Origin of the sequence: Streptomyces graminofaciens (genome assembly GCF_030294945.1) — a bacterium.
GTDB classification, from domain to species: Bacteria; Actinomycetota; Actinomycetes; order Streptomycetales; family Streptomycetaceae; genus Streptomyces; species Streptomyces graminofaciens.
The window spans coordinates 3888598-3903456 of sequence record NZ_AP018448.1; the positions used below are offsets into that span (position 1 = coordinate 3888598).

Below are 14859 nucleotides of genomic sequence, written 5' to 3' on the forward strand. Positions count from 1 at the left end.
ATCGATACAGCCTCGCGCCCCTCAAGAGGCGCGACACTGGGCCGGGGTTCTTTACATCACCCCATTCTGCACGAAACATCCCCTTTGTCGCCGCCGTGCTTCGAAGGGGTGCCTGATGCGAGCTGTCGTTCTCTACGGAGCTGTCGGAGCCGTGCTCCTGGCCGGGCTCTCCGCCGGGTCCGCCGGGGGTGAGACAGGCGTCGTCACCGAGGTGCAAGGAGCCGTGGTCGCCGCCGAGCGGGCTGCTGACGCGGGGATTCGGTTCGGGAAGTGTGCCGACGACGTTCTTCCCGGGAATCTCAGGTGCGGGAAGGTGAAGGTGCCGCTCGACTACTCCCGGCCCTTCGGGAAGCAGATCTCGCTGACCGTCAGCCGCGTCAAGGCCACCGGCAAGGGCGTCGGCAAGCAGAAGGTCGCGCGGCAGGGCGCCCTGGTCTTCAACCCCGGCGGACCCGGTGCCTCGGGGCTGTACTTCCCGGTCATCGGGTTCGTGCCGGAGTGGAAGCGCATCGCCGCCGCGTACGACCTCGTCGGGTACGAACCGCGTGGGGTGGGGCGTTCGGCGCCGCTGTTCTGCCAGGACCCGAAGCGCCTCCACCGGGGGCCCTCACAGGCACCCGCGCACCCCTCGGAGTCGTACAAGAAGGAGCGGATCGCGCGGGCCAAGGCGTACGCGCGGGGGTGTGCCAAGAGGGGCGGCAGCGCGCTGCGGCACTACCACTCGCTCAACAACGCCCGCGACCTCGACGTGCTGCGCGCCGCGCTCGGTGAGCGACGGCTGACGTTCATGGGGGCGTCGTACGGCACGTACTTCGGGGCGCTGTACGCGGCGCTGTTCCCGTCGCATGTGCGGCGCATGGTCTTCGACTCGGTGGTGAATCCGGACACGGAGCAGATCTGGTACCGGAACAACCTCGACCAGTCGGCCGCGTTCGAGGGGCGCTGGGCGGACTTCCGGACCTGGGTCTCCAAGCACGACGCCGTGTACGGGCTGGGGGACACACCGGAGAAGGTGCTGGCGAGCTATGAGCGGGTGGCGGCGCGGCTGGCCCGTGAGCCGGCGGGCGGCACGGTGGGGCCGGGGCAGTTGCAGGGCGCGTTTCTGCAGGCCGCGTACTACGACGAGTACTGGCCGCAGCGCGCGCTGGCCCTGTCCGCGTATCTGAAGGGTGACGCGAAGCCTCTGGTGCAGCTCGCCGGTCCGCACCCGGGGGCCGCCGTCGAGCAGGAGAACAGCAACGCGGTCTACACGGCCGTCGAGTGCAACGACGCTCCCTGGCCGACGGAGTGGAGGGTCTGGGACCGCGACAACACGCGGCTGGCGCGCATCGCGCCCTTCGAGACCTGGGACAACGTGTGGACGAACCTGCCGTGCGCGTACTGGTCGGGGCCGCGCCAGCGGCCGCTGGACGTACGCACCGAGCCCGGTGAACTGCCGCCCACGCTGATCCTCGCCGCCGAGCGGGACGGGGCGACCCCGTACGACGGAGCGCTCGAACTGCACCGGCGGCTGTGGGGGTCGGCGCTCGTGACCGAGCGGGATTCCGGGAACCACGGCGTCGGGGGCGGGCCCAACAAGTGCGTGAACGCCCACCTGGAGGCGTACCTGCTGGAAGGGCGGGTGCCGGGGCGGAGCGTGGGCTGTGCTCCGCACCCGGACCCCGAACCGAGCGCCGCGAAGTAGGGCCTACGCCAGGCCCGCCACCAGCTCCGCGACCGACTTCCGGCGGCCCGTGTAGAACGGCACCTCCTCGCGGACGTGCATACGGGCCTCGGAGGCGCGCAGATGGCGCATGAGGTCGACGATGCGGTACAGCTCGTCGGCCTCGAAGGCGAGCATCCACTCGTAGTCGCCGAGGGAGAACGAGGCGACCGTGTTGGCGCGCACGTCCGGGTAGCCGCGGGCCATCTTGCCGTGGTCGGCGAGCATGCGGCGGCGGTCCTCGTCGGGCAGCAGGTACCAGTCGTAGGAGCGCACGAAGGGGTAGACGCTGACGTAGTCGCGGGGCGTCTCGTCGGCGAGGAACGCCGGGATGTGCGAGCGGTTGAACTCGGCGGGGCGGTGCAGCGCCATGTTCGACCAGACCGGCGTGAGGGCGCGGCCCAGCTTCGTACGGCGGAACAGGTTGTACGCCTCCTGGAGCTGGTCGGCGGTCTCGGCGTGCCACCAGATCATGAGGTCGGCGTCGGCGCGCAGACCCGACACGTCGTACGTGCCGCGGATCGTCACGTCCTTGGCGGCGAGCTGGTCGAACAGCTCCTGGACCTCGTCGGCGTATCCGGTGCGGTCCTCCGGCAGTACGTCCTTCAGCTTGAAGACCGACCACAGGGTGTAGCGGATGACCTCGTTGAGGTCCTTGGCCAGCTTGCCCTTGTTCGGGATCCGGCCGGCCTCGGTGGTGGGGGCGTCGTCACTCATGGTTCTTATTCTCCTGCTCCGCCGTGCAGACTTTGCACCGGGTTGGCGGTGAGCTCGCGGGCGGCGCTCAGGTCGCCGCCGATCTGGTCGACGGCCGCGTACGCGCTCGCGATGCAGGCCGGGATGCCGACACCGTCGTACGCCGCGCCGCAGACGGCGAGGCCGGGCAGCTTGGCGATGTGCTCGCGGACACGGGCCACGCGCGCGTGGTGGCCGACGGGGTACTGGGGCAGGCCCTCGTGCCAGCGGGTGACGCGGGTTTCGAGGGGTTCGGCGGACAGGCCGGTGGCGGCCCGGAGGTCGTGTCGCGACACGTCCACGAGGTGGGCGTCGTCGCGCCGGAGGATCTCCGTCTCGCCGTGCCGGCCGACCGAGGTGCGCAGGACCAGCAGGTCGGGGTTCTCGTCCGCGATCCAGCCCCACTTCTGGGAGGAGAACGTGGACGCCTTGATCGTGCGGCCGTCCACCGGCGGCACCAGGAAGCCGCTGCCCTCGGGGAGGGTGAGGTCGGCTCGGCGGTAGGCCAGGGTGACGAGGGCCATGGAGGCGTACTCGACGGTCGCCAGCTCGGCGGCGGCCTCGGGGGCCTCGGGGCGCAGCAGCCCGGCGGCGACGGGGGCGGGGGCGGCCACGACGACGGCGTCCGCGTGCAGCACCCGGTCCCCGGCGGTGATCCGCCAGCCGCCGGGCGCCTCGCGGCGCAGCTCCGTGACGGCGGTCCGGGTGAGGATCTCGGCGCCGCGCCCGCGCACCGACTCCGCGACCGAGAGCGGCAGTTGGCCCACGCCGCCCTCGATGCCCATGAAGACGGGGCCCGTCTGCTGGGCGGCGGCAGCGCGGGCCTGGATCTCGCGCACGGCCTCCGTCAGGGAGGTGTGGGTCTGGGCGGCCTGGAAGAGCTGGGGGACCGCCGAGCGCATCGAGATGCGGTACGCGTCGCCCGCGTAGACCCCGCCCAGCAGGGGCTCCACCAGGCGGTCGACGACCTCGCGGCCGAGCCTCGCCGCCACGTACTCCCCCACCGCCACGTCGTCGCCGACCTCGGTGCGCGGCAGTTCGGCGTCGCGCTCGATGCGGGCGAGGCCCTCGTCGGAGAGGACGCCGGAGAGGGCGGAGGCGGTGCCGGGGACGCCCATGACGTGGCCCTTGGGCATGGGGCGCAGGGCACCCCTGGTCCACAGCGAGGCCGCGGCGGTCGCGGGCGGCTGGAGGCGGTCGGTGAGCCCGACCTCTCTCGCGAGGGCGATCGCCTCGGGGCGGCGGGCCAGCATCGACTCGGCGCCGAAGTCGACCCGCGCGCCCGCGATCTCACCGGGCAGCAGCTTGCCGCCGACCCGCTCCGAGGCCTCCAGGACGGTGACTCTCGCGCCTCGGTCCAGCACCCGGTGGGCCGCGGCCAGCCCCGCGATCCCGGCTCCGATGACGACGACGTGCCCCGCGTCCGTACGTGATCCGCTCATGCGTCCACCTTCTCAGACACCACTGCCAGTGACCTCGGCGGCATGTGCCCTCGCCGAGTCCTGACCGTGACCGCTTCGGGACCGGAATCGGCCAACGTTCGGCCCCGCTCCGGCGTCGAAGGAGCATCACTGAGTCAGTGAGTGAGTCAGCCAGTCAGTCACGACGACCCTCGGGGGGACCCGCAATGGCCGAAACCCACGTACGACGATCCCGCCGGCCCGCAGGGGCCCTGGCCGCCCTGTTCATCGCGGCCGCCCTGACGATCACCGGCTGCAGCGCGGGCGGCGACGAATCCAGCTCGGACGGCTCGCTCTCCGACTCCAAGGCCGCCCCTGCCGAGCAGCAGGACGGCGCGGGCAGTGGCGCCGCCGACTCGACCGTCAGGGAGGACGCGCCGGTCAAGATCACCCCGAGCCACATCATCCGCACCGCTTCCCTGACCGTGCAGGTCAAGGACGTGCCGAAGGCGCTGGACGAGGCCCGCACCAGCACCGAGAACGCGGGTGGCTTCGTCGGCAGCGAGACCACGACCCGCGACGGCAAGGGCCGCGAGCGGACCCGCGTCGTGCTGCGGGTGCCCACCGAGAAGTACGACGAGGTCCTCGCCGAACTGGAAGGCACCGGCAAGCTGATCGAACGCAAGGCCAAGGCCGAGGACGTCACCGACCAGGTCGTCGACGTGAACAGCCGCATCAAGACACAGCGGGCGAGTGTGGCACGGATCCGGGAGCTGATGGAGCGGGCGACCAAGCTCAGTGATGTGGTCACCCTGGAGGGCGAGTTGAGCACCCGTCAGTCGGATCTGGAGTCCCTGCTCGCCCAGCAGGAGTCCCTGAAGGACCGCACGAGCCTCGCCACCATCACGCTGTCGCTGTCCGAGACCCCGGTGAAGAAGGCGGAGAAGCACGACGACGACCCGGGCTTCGTGGACGCGCTGGAGGGCGGCTGGGGCGCCTTCGTCACTCTGTTCCGCTGGCTGGGCCTCGGCCTCGCCGCGATCCTCCCGTTCGCGGCGGCAGCGGCGCTCCTGCTGGCCCTGTGGCTGCGCTTCGTGCGCCCCCGCAGGACGAGCCCGGAGGTGGCGGCGGCCGCGGAGGAGCGGGACTGAAATTCCAGGCGCCCGTAGCGTGTTCCCATGAACATGAGCCGTACTGAACGTCCTGAGGGTGCACGGGAACGCCTGGTGGTCATAGGCGGCGACGCGGCGGGCATGTCCGCCGCGTCGCAGGCACGCCGGCTGCGGGGGCCCGACGAGCTGGAGATCGTGGCGTTCGAGCGCGGCCATTTCTCGTCCTTCTCCGCGTGCGGCATCCCCTACTGGGTGGGCGGCGACGTCCCCGAGCGGGACCGGCTCATCGCCCGTACGCCCGAGGAGCACCGGGCCCGGGACATCGATCTGCGGATGCGTACCGAGGTCGTCGAGATCGATGTCGAGGGGGCACGCGTACGCGTGCGGGACGTCGAGTCCGGGGCCGAGTCCTGGACGTCGTACGACAAGCTGGTGATCGCGACCGGCGCCCGCCCGATCCGCCCCGTGCTCCCCGGTGTCGACGCGCCGGGCGTGCACGGTGTGCAGACCCTCGACGACGGCCAGGCCCTCCTCGACACACTGTCCACCACGAAGGGCCGCCGCGCGGTGGTCGTCGGCGCGGGCTACATCGGCGTGGAGATGGCCGAGGCCCTCATCAACAGGGGGTACGAGGTCACGGTCGTCAACCGCGGCAAGGAGCCCATGTCCACGCTCGACCCCGACATGGGCCGCCTGGTGCACCGGGCCATGGCGGGCATGGGCATCACGATGGTCGACGACGCCGAGGTCACCAAGGTGCTCACCGGCGACGACGGCCGGGTCCGCGCGGTGGCCACGGACGACGCCGAGTACCCGGCGGACGTGGTGGTCCTGGGCATCGGCGTACGCCCGGAGACCGAGTTGGCGAAGGCGGCGGGACTGCCCGTCGGCGACCACGGCGGCCTGCTCACCGACCTCTCCATGCGGGTGCGCGGCCACGACGACATCTGGGCGGGCGGCGACTGCGTGGAGGTCCTCGACCTGGTCACCGGCCGCGAACGCCACATCCCGCTCGGCACCCACGCCAACAAGCACGGCCAGGTCATCGGCTCCAACGTCGGCGGCGGCTACGCCACTTTCCCCGGTGTCGTCGGCACGGCCGTCAGCAAGGTCTGCGACCTGGAGATCGCCCGCACCGGCCTCCGTGAGAAGGACGCCCGGCGTGCGGGCCTGCAGTACGTCACGGTCACCATCGAGTCGACGAGCCGCGCCGGTTACTACCCCGGCGCCGCGCCCATGACGGTCAAGATGCTCGCCGAACGCCGCACGGGCCGGTTGCTGGGTGTCCAGATCGTGGGCCGCGAAGGCGCGGGCAAGCGTGTAGACATCGCGGCCGTGGCCCTCACCGCGGGCATGACGGTGGAACAGATGACCGTCCTGGACCTGGGCTACGCCCCGCCTTTCTCGCCGGTATGGGACCCGATCCTGGTGGCGGCGAGAAAGGCGGCGACGGCAGTGAGGTCGAGCGCCTCGTAGCAGGGGTTGCGCCCCCGTAAGGGGCGCGGGGAACCGCGCGACCAGCCGCGAAGCACCCGCGGCCGGCCGATCACGGACCCCTTGCGGCGGGACTCCGCTAGACGGCTGACCCGTTGATGCGGTCGATGACCTGCCGCGCCTGCTCCGCCGGCGGCCTGGAAGGCAACGACGACACGGACGCCGCCGAGGTCACACCCGAGGTGACCGCGGCCGGCTGCGCCGCGGCCGGCTTCGCGTGCGCGGCCGCAGGACGAGCCGACCGCAGCCGGTGGCTGACGGCCTCGTCCAACGTCACCGGCCGCTGCATCCGTGCCGCCAGCCGCCCGGCCTCCTGGCCGAGCGCCGCGACGTCCTCCCAGGGCAGCCGGATCACCAGAGCGATCTCCGCCTCACCGTCGGGCGTGGCATGCATCGGAGGAGTAACTCGGTCGTTCATCGCCTGTTCCTCACGTAGATCCGCGGTTGAGGAGACATACGGACGCCCGCACACGAGCGTTCACAGGACCGGCCGGATCCACCGACGACGCGGCAGATGTGCGTACCAGACCCGCGGCGTGATCCGCCGGACGGGCCCCCGGACCCGGACAGGCCCTAGGGCGTGTTTCGAAAGTAGCGTCGTCCGCCCGGAGGGCGGGGCCCGCGGCGTCCGGTGCGGTGCGTCGCAAGGCGGAGGGTCGTCCGCGTACTGGGCGTACGCGGACGACCCCGACAACGCGGCGAGGCGCCGTGCCAGGCGTCGCGGGGCAGACGGGACTTTCGAAACACGCCCTAGCGCGCGGTCTGCGTGTGCACGTACTCCACGAGGCGGGTCAGCGCGTCCGGGTTCGTGGACGGCATGACGCCGTGGCCGAGGTTGAAGACATGGCCCTCCAGGCCGGTGGCCGAGTCCAGCACCTCGCGGGTCTTGGCCTCGACGGCCGCCGTGCCGGCGAACAGGACGGTCGGGTCGAGGTTGCCCTGGAGCGCCTTGCCGGGGCCGACGCGTCGGGCGGCCTCGTCGAGGGGGACGCGCCAGTCGACGCCGACGACGTCCGCGCCCGCCTCGCCCATGAGGCCCAGCAGCTCACCGGTGCCGACGCCGAAGTGGATGCGCGGGACGCCGTACGACTCGACCGCCCGGAAGACCTTCGCGGAGGCGGGCAGCACCGAGCGGCGGTAGTCCGCCGGGGCCAGCGCGCCGGCCCAGGAGTCGAAGAGCTGGACGGCGCTCGCGCCCGCCTCGATCTGCACCTTCAGGAACGCGGCCGTGATCTCGGCGAGGCGGTCGAGCAGGTCGGCCCAGAGCTCGGGGTCGCCGTACATCATCGCCTTGGCGTTCTCGTACGTACGGGACGGGCCGCCCTCGACGAGGTAGCTCGCGAGGGTGAAGGGGGCGCCGGCGAAGCCGATGAGCGGGGTCCCGCCGAGCTCGGCGGTGAGCAGCCTGATCGCCTCGGTGACGTAGGAGACGTCCTCGGGGGTCAGATCGCGCAGCTGGGCCAGGTCGGCGCGGCTGCGGATCGGGTTCTCGACGACCGGGCCGACGCCGGGCTTGATGTCCAGGTCGATGCCGATGGCCTTGAGCGGGACCACGATGTCGCTGAAGTAGATCGCCGCGTCCACGTTGTGCCGCCGGACCGGCTGGAGGGTGATCTCCGTGACCAGCTCGGGCCGCATGCACGACTCCAGCATCGGGATGCCCTCGCGCACCTTGAGGTACTCGGGCAGCGACCGTCCGGCCTGCCGCATGAACCACACCGGCGTGTGCGGCACGGGTTCGCGCCGGCACGCCTTCAGGAACGCGGAGTCGTACGTGGCGGTCGGCTGGTGGCCCGAGGGGCTGGCGATGGCACTCACGACGCAAAGTCTCGCACGCCTGCCTGACAGCGACGGCCCGGGTTGTGGACAACTCCGGACAGCTCGCCCGAGGGGGCCGTACGTTCGCTCAGCGCGATGCGACCGTGACCGAGCGCACGGGTGTCCCTCCCTGCGCGAAGGCTCCGTTCCCCTTAATCTTCCCCGCATGGCTGCGGCTCAGGGACGACTGTCGGACGGCGCTGGCGAAAAGGACGACGCGAAGGAGGGGGAGCGCGATGCGATGGAGACGGCTCCACTGCCCTTCCGGACAGCCGTCGACGCGTTGAGGGTCACGCGGCTGCGGCCGGAGATCGAGATCGAGCCGACCAGGCCGCCGCAGCGTCTGGCGCCCTACGCGTACGCCCTGGAGGCGGCGGTCGTCGAGGGCGACGAGGATCTGGCCGACGGCCGGCTCGTCCTTCTGCACGATCCGGATGGGCACGACGCCTGGCAGGGCTCGTTCCGCCTGGTGACCCTCGTACGGGCCGAGCTGGAGCCCGAGATGGCCGCGGATCCGCTGCTGCCCGAGGTGTGCTGGTCCTGGCTGACCGGCGCGCTGCAGGCCCGGGGTCTGTCGTACGGGGAGCCGAGCGGCACGGTCACGCGCGCGAGTTCGCACTACTTCGGCGGGCTCAGTACGCGGCCGGCCGCCTCCCAGATCGAGATCCGCGCGTCCTGGACCCCGCGCGAGGCTTTGGGCGGGGTGCCGGACACCGCCGCGCATCTGGCGGCGTGGTGCGATCTGTTGGCGCAGGTGGCGGGGCTGCCGCCGGCCGCCGGGGCGGGTGGGGACGCGTCCGTGGTGACGTTGCCGCAGCGTCGGGGGCCTCAGTCCCGCTGAGTTCGTTCTTTCTCGAAGGACCGCGCGCCGTTGGGGCCGCGGTCCTTCTTCGTGTGCCGGTCCGCCGCGGTTGCTCGCGCCCACGCGGCGGAGCCGCACGATCGACACAGCCCCGCGCCCATGGAGGGCGCGCCGGTCATCACCATCTCTTTGTCGATACGGCCACTTTCGGCCGCGTATTGACGCGAATCGACACCGTTCGGTCATCGGATGATCGAAGGCGTGTCCGAATTGCACGTATTGTTACTCACCAAATCGTGATCATTCTCTAAAGGAGCAGGGGTTTGATGCCGAAGACGACTGTGTCCTAGAAAGCCGCCCCGCACCCAGGAGGCCTGGTGTCCGTTCTCCTCGAGCAGCCCGCAAGCCTGGTCGCCTACCGTCCGAACAAACCGACGGCGATGGTGGTCGTGGCCGATCCACGCGTCCGATCCACCGTCACCCGCCATCTATGGGTTCTCGGTGTCCGTGACGTCATCGAAGCCTCGTCCATCGCGGAGGCCCGTCCCCGTGTCGGCAACCCCCGTGACATCTGCGTCGCCGACGTCCACCTCCCCGACGGCTCCGGCCTCACCCTGCTCTCCGAGACCCGCGCCGCCGGCTGGCCCAACGGGCTCGCCCTGTCCGCAGCCGACGACATCGGCGCCGTACGCAACGCCCTCGCGGGCGGTGTGAAGGGTTACGTCGTCACCGGCACCCGCACCAACATCGGCCTGCCGAGCCGTCCCGGCGCCGCTCCCCTCGGCGCCGCCCGTATGCACCGCCGCCCCCCGGGTGCCCCGAGCCACCCGGGCGGCTACCGGGAACTGTCGGGCCGTGAGGTCGAGGTACTGCGACTGGTCGCCGAAGGGCAGTCCAACAAGGCGATCGGTGTCTCGATGGGCCTGTCCGCCCTGACCGTCAAGAGCCACCTCGCCCGGATCGCCCGCAAGCTCGGCACCGGCGACCGCGCCGGAATGGTCGCGGTGGCCCTGCGGACGGGGATCATCCACTGACCGATCATCCACTGAGAGCCGCGACCAGTCGTGGCGCCCGGCACGGGTGACAACCGTGACACCGGGTTCGGGAAAGGCCGGGATCGTTCGCCGATGCCCGGCTTTTCCCGTTTCGCCGGAAACATTCACTGACACGTGTGACACGTGACCGGTTTACGCCCCTGCAAGGCCTCCCGGCGGAACGTTCCGTCGGCGGGCCATGTCCATACACAGATACCCTTGACAGGTGACCGACGCCCAAGAGACCGCAGCAGACAGCACCCTGCGAACCACCGGAGGCGCCCCTCCGGACGACGGCGGATCTTCTGAAGCGGGGGCGCCGATCCCTTTGCTGGAGCCGCGAGACGGTATTCCGCCCGTGATCGCCGACGAGGCCGCGCTCGCCGAGGTGATCGCCGCCTTCGCCGCCGGCTCCGGCCCCGTCGCCGTCGACGCCGAACGCGCGTCCGGATACCGCTACGGCCAGCGCGCCTATCTGGTGCAGCTGCGCCGCGAGGGCGCGGGCACCGCGCTCATCGACCCCGTCGCCTGCCCGGATCTCTCCGGCCTCGGAGAGGCGCTCTCCGGAGCGGAGTGGGTGCTCCACGCGGCCACCCAGGACCTGCCCTGTCTGCGCGAGATAGACATGGTCCCGACCGTCATCTTCGACACCGAGCTGGCCGGCCGGCTCGCCGGGTTCCCCCGCGTCGGCCTCGGCGCGATGGTCGAGAGCGTCCTCGGCTACGTCCTCGAGAAGGGCCACTCCGCCGTCGACTGGTCCACCCGCCCGCTCCCCGAGCCGTGGCTGCGCTACGCCGCCCTCGACGTGGAGCTTCTCGTCGATCTGCGGGACGCCCTGGAGAAGGAGCTGGAGCGGCAGGGCAAGCTGGAGTGGGCCCGGCAGGAGTTCGACGCGATCGCCTCGGCGCCGCCGCCGGAGCCCCGTAAGGATCCCTGGCGTCGTACGTCCGGGATGCACAAGGTACGGCGGCGTCGGCAGATGGGCGTCGTACGGGAGCTGTGGGAGGCCCGGGACCGGATCGCTCGGCGGCGGGACGTCTCGCCGGGCAAGGTGCTCAGTGACACGGCGATCGTCGAGGCGTCGTTGGCTCTGCCGGCCAATGTGCATGCCCTCGCCGCGCTGAACGGGTTCGGGCATCGGATGGGGCGGCGGCAGCTGGAGCAGTGGCAGGCGGCCGTCGATCGGGCCAAGGCGTTGCCCGACTCCGCGCTTCCCGCGCAGGGGCAGCCCGTCACGGGGCCTCCGCCGCCGAAGGCTTGGGCCGACAAGGATCCGGCTGCGGCTGCTCGGCTGTCCGCGGCGCGGGCCGCCGTGAGCGCGCTCGCCGAGCAGCTCAACATGCCTCAGGAGAACCTGATCACCCCCGATACCGTGCGGCGGCTCTGCTGGGAGCCGCCGGTCACGGCTGACGCCGAGTCGATCTCCGGCGCGCTGGCCGGGTACGGTGCTCGGCCCTGGCAGGTGGAGCAGGTGACTCCGGTGTTGGTGGGGGCGCTGTCCACCAAGGCCAAGGGTGCCCAGTCGCCGTAGAGGTGCCTGACCTTGGGGGGCGCCCCCGCGCCCCTTGGCTACTTCGTCGCCCCCCTCATGAAGCCGTTGTAGATGAACCTCTGCAGGAGGAGGAAGACGATCAGGGTCGGCAGGATGACCAGGACCGCTCCTGCCGAGATCGTCTCCCAGTGGGCGCCGAAGGGGCCCTTGAAGCGGAACAGGGATGTCGAGATCACGCCAAGGTCGTCGGAGGGCATGTAGAGGAAGGGGATGTAGAAGTCGTTGTAGACGGTGATCCCCTTCACGATGACGACCGTCGCGATCGCGGGCTTCAGCAGCGGGAAGATGATCTTCCGGTAGATGGTGAGGGCGTTGGCGCCGTCCAGGCGGGCCGACTCGTCCAGGGAGACCGGAATCGACCTCACGAACTGCAGGAAGATGTAGATCGAGACGATGTCGGTGCCCATGTAGAGCGCGATCGGGGCCCAGAGGCTGTCGAACATGCCGAAGCTGTCGACGATCTGGAAGGTCGCCACCTGGGTCGTCACGCCGGGGACCAGGGTGGCGACCAGGAAGAGAGCCACCACGAGTTTCCGGAAGCGGAACGTGAAGCGGTCGATGGCGTAGGCCGCCATCGAGCCGATCAGGACCGTTCCGGCGATGGCGAAGACGAGGATGAAGGCCGTGTTGGCGAAGGCGGTGAGCATCTCGCCGTCGCGGAAGGCCGTCACGTAGTTCTCGAAGTTGAAGAGGTTGTCGGGGAGGGACAGGGCTCCGCTGTCGTCCGCCATCTGTTCTTCCGTCTTGAGCGACGTCAGAAAGACCACCAGGAGCGGGAGCAGGACGACGACCGACGCGCCGACCAGGGAGGCGTACGTCAGCGTGCGGGCGACTCGGCGGCGTACGACCGGAGTCGGGGACGTCGGTGTCATACGAGGTCCACCCTGTCGTCCGGGACCAGTCGGCGCTGTACCCAGGTCACTGCCAGGATGATCAGCAGCAGGACGACCGCGGCGGCCGAGGCGAGGCCCATCTTGTTGAACTGGAACGCCAGCTTCACCGTCTGGATCACGAAGGTCTCGGTGCCGGTGGCGCCGCCGGTCATGATGTACGGGATCTCGAAGACCGAGAGGGAGCCCGAGATCGAGAGGATCACGCTCAGACTCAGGACCGGTCGGATGCCGGGCGCGATGATGTAGCGGAACTGGTGCCAGCGGTTCGCGCCGTCGAGTTCGGCGGCCTCGTACAACTCCCCCGGGATCGACTGGATCGCGCCCAGGAACAGGACGAAGTTCAGGCCCGTGTAGCGCCAGACCGACACCCCGGCGAGGGAGATGTTCGCCGAGTTCGACGTGCCCAGCCAGGCGCGGTCCGACTCGTGGCCGAAGAGGGCGAGGACCGAGTCCAGGGTGCCGCCGTCCTGGAAGAAATAGAGGAAGACGAAGCCGATCGCCACCCCGTTGATCAGGTACGGGAAGAACAGCACGCCCTTGAAGAAGTTCCTGAAGCGGACGTTGAAACTGAGGATCGTAGCGAAGTAGAGGGCGGCGGCTATCTGGACGGCGGAGGCGGCCAGGTAGTAGCCGCTCACGAAGAAGACCTGGAACAGCTCGGGGCGGGTGAAGATCTCGATGTAGTTGTCGGCGCCGATGTAGTTCAGGTCGGGGCTGACGCCGTCCCAGTCGGTGAGGCTGTACGCGACCATGTTGGCGACCGGCGCGTAGGTGAAGGTGACGAGGAGGGCGAGCGGGGCGGCCAGGAAGAACCAGGGGGTGGTCCTCCGCCAGAAGGTCGCCCTGCGTGGGGGCCGGCTCGGGGTCGGCGGCGGGGGCGCGGCCGCCGCAGGGGGCCCCACCACCTTCGCGGCCGAACGCCCGTCCGTGTGCGTGGGAGGCATCAGGAGCCCACGGTCTTCTGTGCCTCGGTCCAGCGCTTGCCGAGGTCGGCGAGGAAGCCGTCGAGGTCGCCGTCCTTGGCGCCCCTGGCGAGGTCGACCAGGTCCTGGCGGTACGCGGGGCCGTAGAGGCCGACCTCCGAGGCGTTGTCGATCTCCTTGACCACGCCGCCCTTGGAGTCGTCGACCTCGATGAGCTTCACGCCCGCCTCCTCGTACGGCTTCAGGGCCTCGGGCAGCGGGGCGTTCTTGAGGGTCGAGGGCAGCAGGTTGTCGGCCGCGTAGCCGGACTTCTCGGTGAACCAGTCGATCCAGGCGCGGGCGGCTTCCTTGTGCTTGGAGTTGATGTTGACGGCCTGCTGGTAGTCGGGGCTGAGGACCGCGCAGAACTTGCCGTCGACCTGGGCGGGGAAGGGCATGAAGCCGATGTCGTCGGGGTCGGTGCCGGCCTTCTCGGCGGCCTGGCGGAACTGGATGACGGCCCAGGTGCCGAGCCAGGCCGTGGCGATCTCGCCCTTGGCCAGCCGGGGCTTGGACGCCTCCCAGTTGGTGGTCGTCGGGTCCTTCTCGATCAGCCCCTCGTGCACGATGTCGTAGAGCAGGGTGTCGCCGACACGCAGATCGGCGCCCTCGGCCCAGGGGTCGCTGTCGGTCCACCTGGTGGTGGCGTCGGTGTCGCAGCTGACCGAGCCGTTGACGTACGTCCAGGAGGTCAGCGGCCACTGGGCGGCGAAGTTGGTGTAGTACGGCACCGCGTCGGTCCTGGACTTGACGGCCTTCAGGGCGGTGAGGAACTCCGCGGGTGTGGTGGGCCAGTCGGTGACGCCGGCCTCGGCCCAGACCTTCTTGTTGTAGAGGAAGCCGGGGGTGCCGCCGTTGGTGGTCAGGCCGTAGATCTTGCCGTCGACGGCGGTGTAGTCGGTGAAGCGGTACTTCTCGCTCAGCTCCTTCTGGCTGCCGAGCGAGGCGAAGAACTTGGGGTAGTCGTTCTTCTTGATGACGGCCGGGATCATGAGGACGTCGCCGTAGTTCTCCGTGTTCATACGGATCTTGACCTCGGCCTCGTAGTCCGTGAGCGCCTCGAACTCGACCTTCACCTTCGGATAGGTCTTGTTGAACTCGTCGGCGTACTTCTTCATCGTGCCGTCCTGCACGATGTCGGTGCGGTGGGTGAGCACCTTGATGCTGCCGGATACGGATGCGGGGTCGTCAGCGGCTTTGGCGTCCGCGCCCTTCGAGCTGCCGCCGCTGCCTGTGCAGCCCGCGGCGAGGAGTGCTGCTGCGACCAGGGTTCCGGTGAGTGTCCTTCGGTGGTTCATGTGCACCAGCTCCGTTCGGGACGGACGAGCACGAGTGGGTTGGCTGGTTCGGCACTC

The 14859-nt window shown here is 70.3% G+C and carries 13 protein-coding genes; 6 read left to right on the plus strand and 7 right to left on the minus strand.

Translation table 11 applies throughout. The features are described 5' to 3' along the window. Window positions 1-115 precede the first annotated feature (115 nt). Window positions 116-1684 carry an alpha/beta hydrolase gene (locus SGFS_RS16650; protein ID WP_286251103.1) on the plus strand — a complete coding sequence of 523 codons (1569 nt, stop codon included), beginning with the start codon at window positions 116-118 and terminating at the stop codon, window positions 1682-1684. A gap of 3 nt (window positions 1685-1687) precedes the next feature. On the opposite strand, the gene hemQ is transcribed toward SGFS_RS16650, so the two are convergent. Both hemQ and hemG read right to left on the minus strand, forming a co-directional pair. Further along, complete coding sequence (hemQ, locus tag SGFS_RS16655) at window positions 1688-2419, minus strand: hydrogen peroxide-dependent heme synthase (protein ID WP_286251106.1); 732 nt, start codon at window positions 2417-2419, stop codon at window positions 1688-1690. A 5-nt stretch (window positions 2420-2424) separates the two neighbouring features. Next, on the minus strand, window positions 2425-3879 hold the full coding sequence (gene hemG, locus SGFS_RS16660; protein ID WP_286251108.1) for a protoporphyrinogen oxidase: 1455 nt from the start codon (window positions 3877-3879) through the stop codon (window positions 2425-2427). Between the two features lie 185 nt (window positions 3880-4064). On the opposite strand from hemG, the gene SGFS_RS16665 reads away from it, so the two are divergent. Beyond that, window positions 4065-4988 carry a DUF4349 domain-containing protein gene (locus SGFS_RS16665; RefSeq protein ID WP_286251109.1) on the plus strand — a complete coding sequence of 308 codons (924 nt, stop codon included), beginning with the start codon at window positions 4065-4067 and terminating at the stop codon, window positions 4986-4988. A gap of 27 nt (window positions 4989-5015) precedes the next feature. Further along, window positions 5016-6425 carry an FAD-dependent oxidoreductase gene (locus tag SGFS_RS16670; RefSeq protein ID WP_286251111.1) on the plus strand — a complete coding sequence of 470 codons (1410 nt, stop codon included), beginning with the start codon at window positions 5016-5018 and terminating at the stop codon, window positions 6423-6425. A 97-nt stretch (window positions 6426-6522) separates the two neighbouring features. Here SGFS_RS16670 and SGFS_RS16675 read toward each other — a convergent pair whose 3' ends face one another. Together SGFS_RS16675 and hemE are read right to left on the minus strand one after the other, a co-directional pair. Next, a complete protein-coding gene (locus tag SGFS_RS16675; protein WP_286251112.1) occupies window positions 6523-6861 on the minus strand; it encodes a hypothetical protein in 339 nt (112 codons plus the stop codon). Window positions 6862-7193: 332 nt separating this feature from the next. Further along, window positions 7194-8261: a uroporphyrinogen decarboxylase gene (hemE, locus tag SGFS_RS16680; protein WP_286251113.1), complete on the minus strand. Its 1068-nt coding sequence runs from the start codon at window positions 8259-8261 to the stop codon at window positions 7194-7196. A gap of 166 nt (window positions 8262-8427) precedes the next feature. Here hemE and SGFS_RS16685 point away from each other — a divergent pair, with 166 nt between their 5' ends. The 3 genes from SGFS_RS16685 (at window position 8428) to SGFS_RS16695 (ending at window position 11628) form a co-directional block, all read left to right on the plus strand. Further along, entirely contained in the window at window positions 8428-9102 is a 675-nt protein-coding gene (locus SGFS_RS16685; protein WP_286251114.1) for a DUF3000 domain-containing protein, read from the plus strand. 338 nt (window positions 9103-9440) lie between these two features. Continuing rightward, window positions 9441-10097, plus strand: a complete 657-nt coding sequence (locus SGFS_RS16690) for a response regulator transcription factor (RefSeq protein WP_286251116.1) — start codon at window positions 9441-9443, stop codon at window positions 10095-10097. 226 nt (window positions 10098-10323) lie between these two features. Continuing rightward, complete coding sequence (locus SGFS_RS16695) at window positions 10324-11628, plus strand: HRDC domain-containing protein (protein WP_286251117.1); 1305 nt, start codon at window positions 10324-10326, stop codon at window positions 11626-11628. Window positions 11629-11666: 38 nt separating this feature from the next. Here SGFS_RS16695 and SGFS_RS16700 read toward each other — a convergent pair whose 3' ends face one another. From SGFS_RS16700 to SGFS_RS16710, 3 genes are read right to left on the minus strand one after another with little or no spacing between them, the layout of a single operon-like run. Next, window positions 11667-12521 carry a carbohydrate ABC transporter permease gene (locus SGFS_RS16700; protein ID WP_286251118.1) on the minus strand — a complete coding sequence of 285 codons (855 nt, stop codon included), beginning with the start codon at window positions 12519-12521 and terminating at the stop codon, window positions 11667-11669. Continuing rightward, window positions 12518-13486: a carbohydrate ABC transporter permease gene (locus SGFS_RS16705; RefSeq protein WP_286251119.1), complete on the minus strand. Its 969-nt coding sequence runs from the start codon at window positions 13484-13486 to the stop codon at window positions 12518-12520. The genes SGFS_RS16700 and SGFS_RS16705 overlap by 4 nt, the downstream gene beginning before the upstream one ends. Beyond that, window positions 13486-14802 (minus strand): ABC transporter substrate-binding protein, encoded by a 1317-nt coding sequence (locus SGFS_RS16710; protein WP_286251120.1) that lies wholly within the window; start codon window positions 14800-14802, stop codon window positions 13486-13488. Before SGFS_RS16710 ends, SGFS_RS16705 begins: the two co-directional genes overlap by 1 nt. Between the last annotated feature and the right edge of the window lie 57 nt (window positions 14803-14859).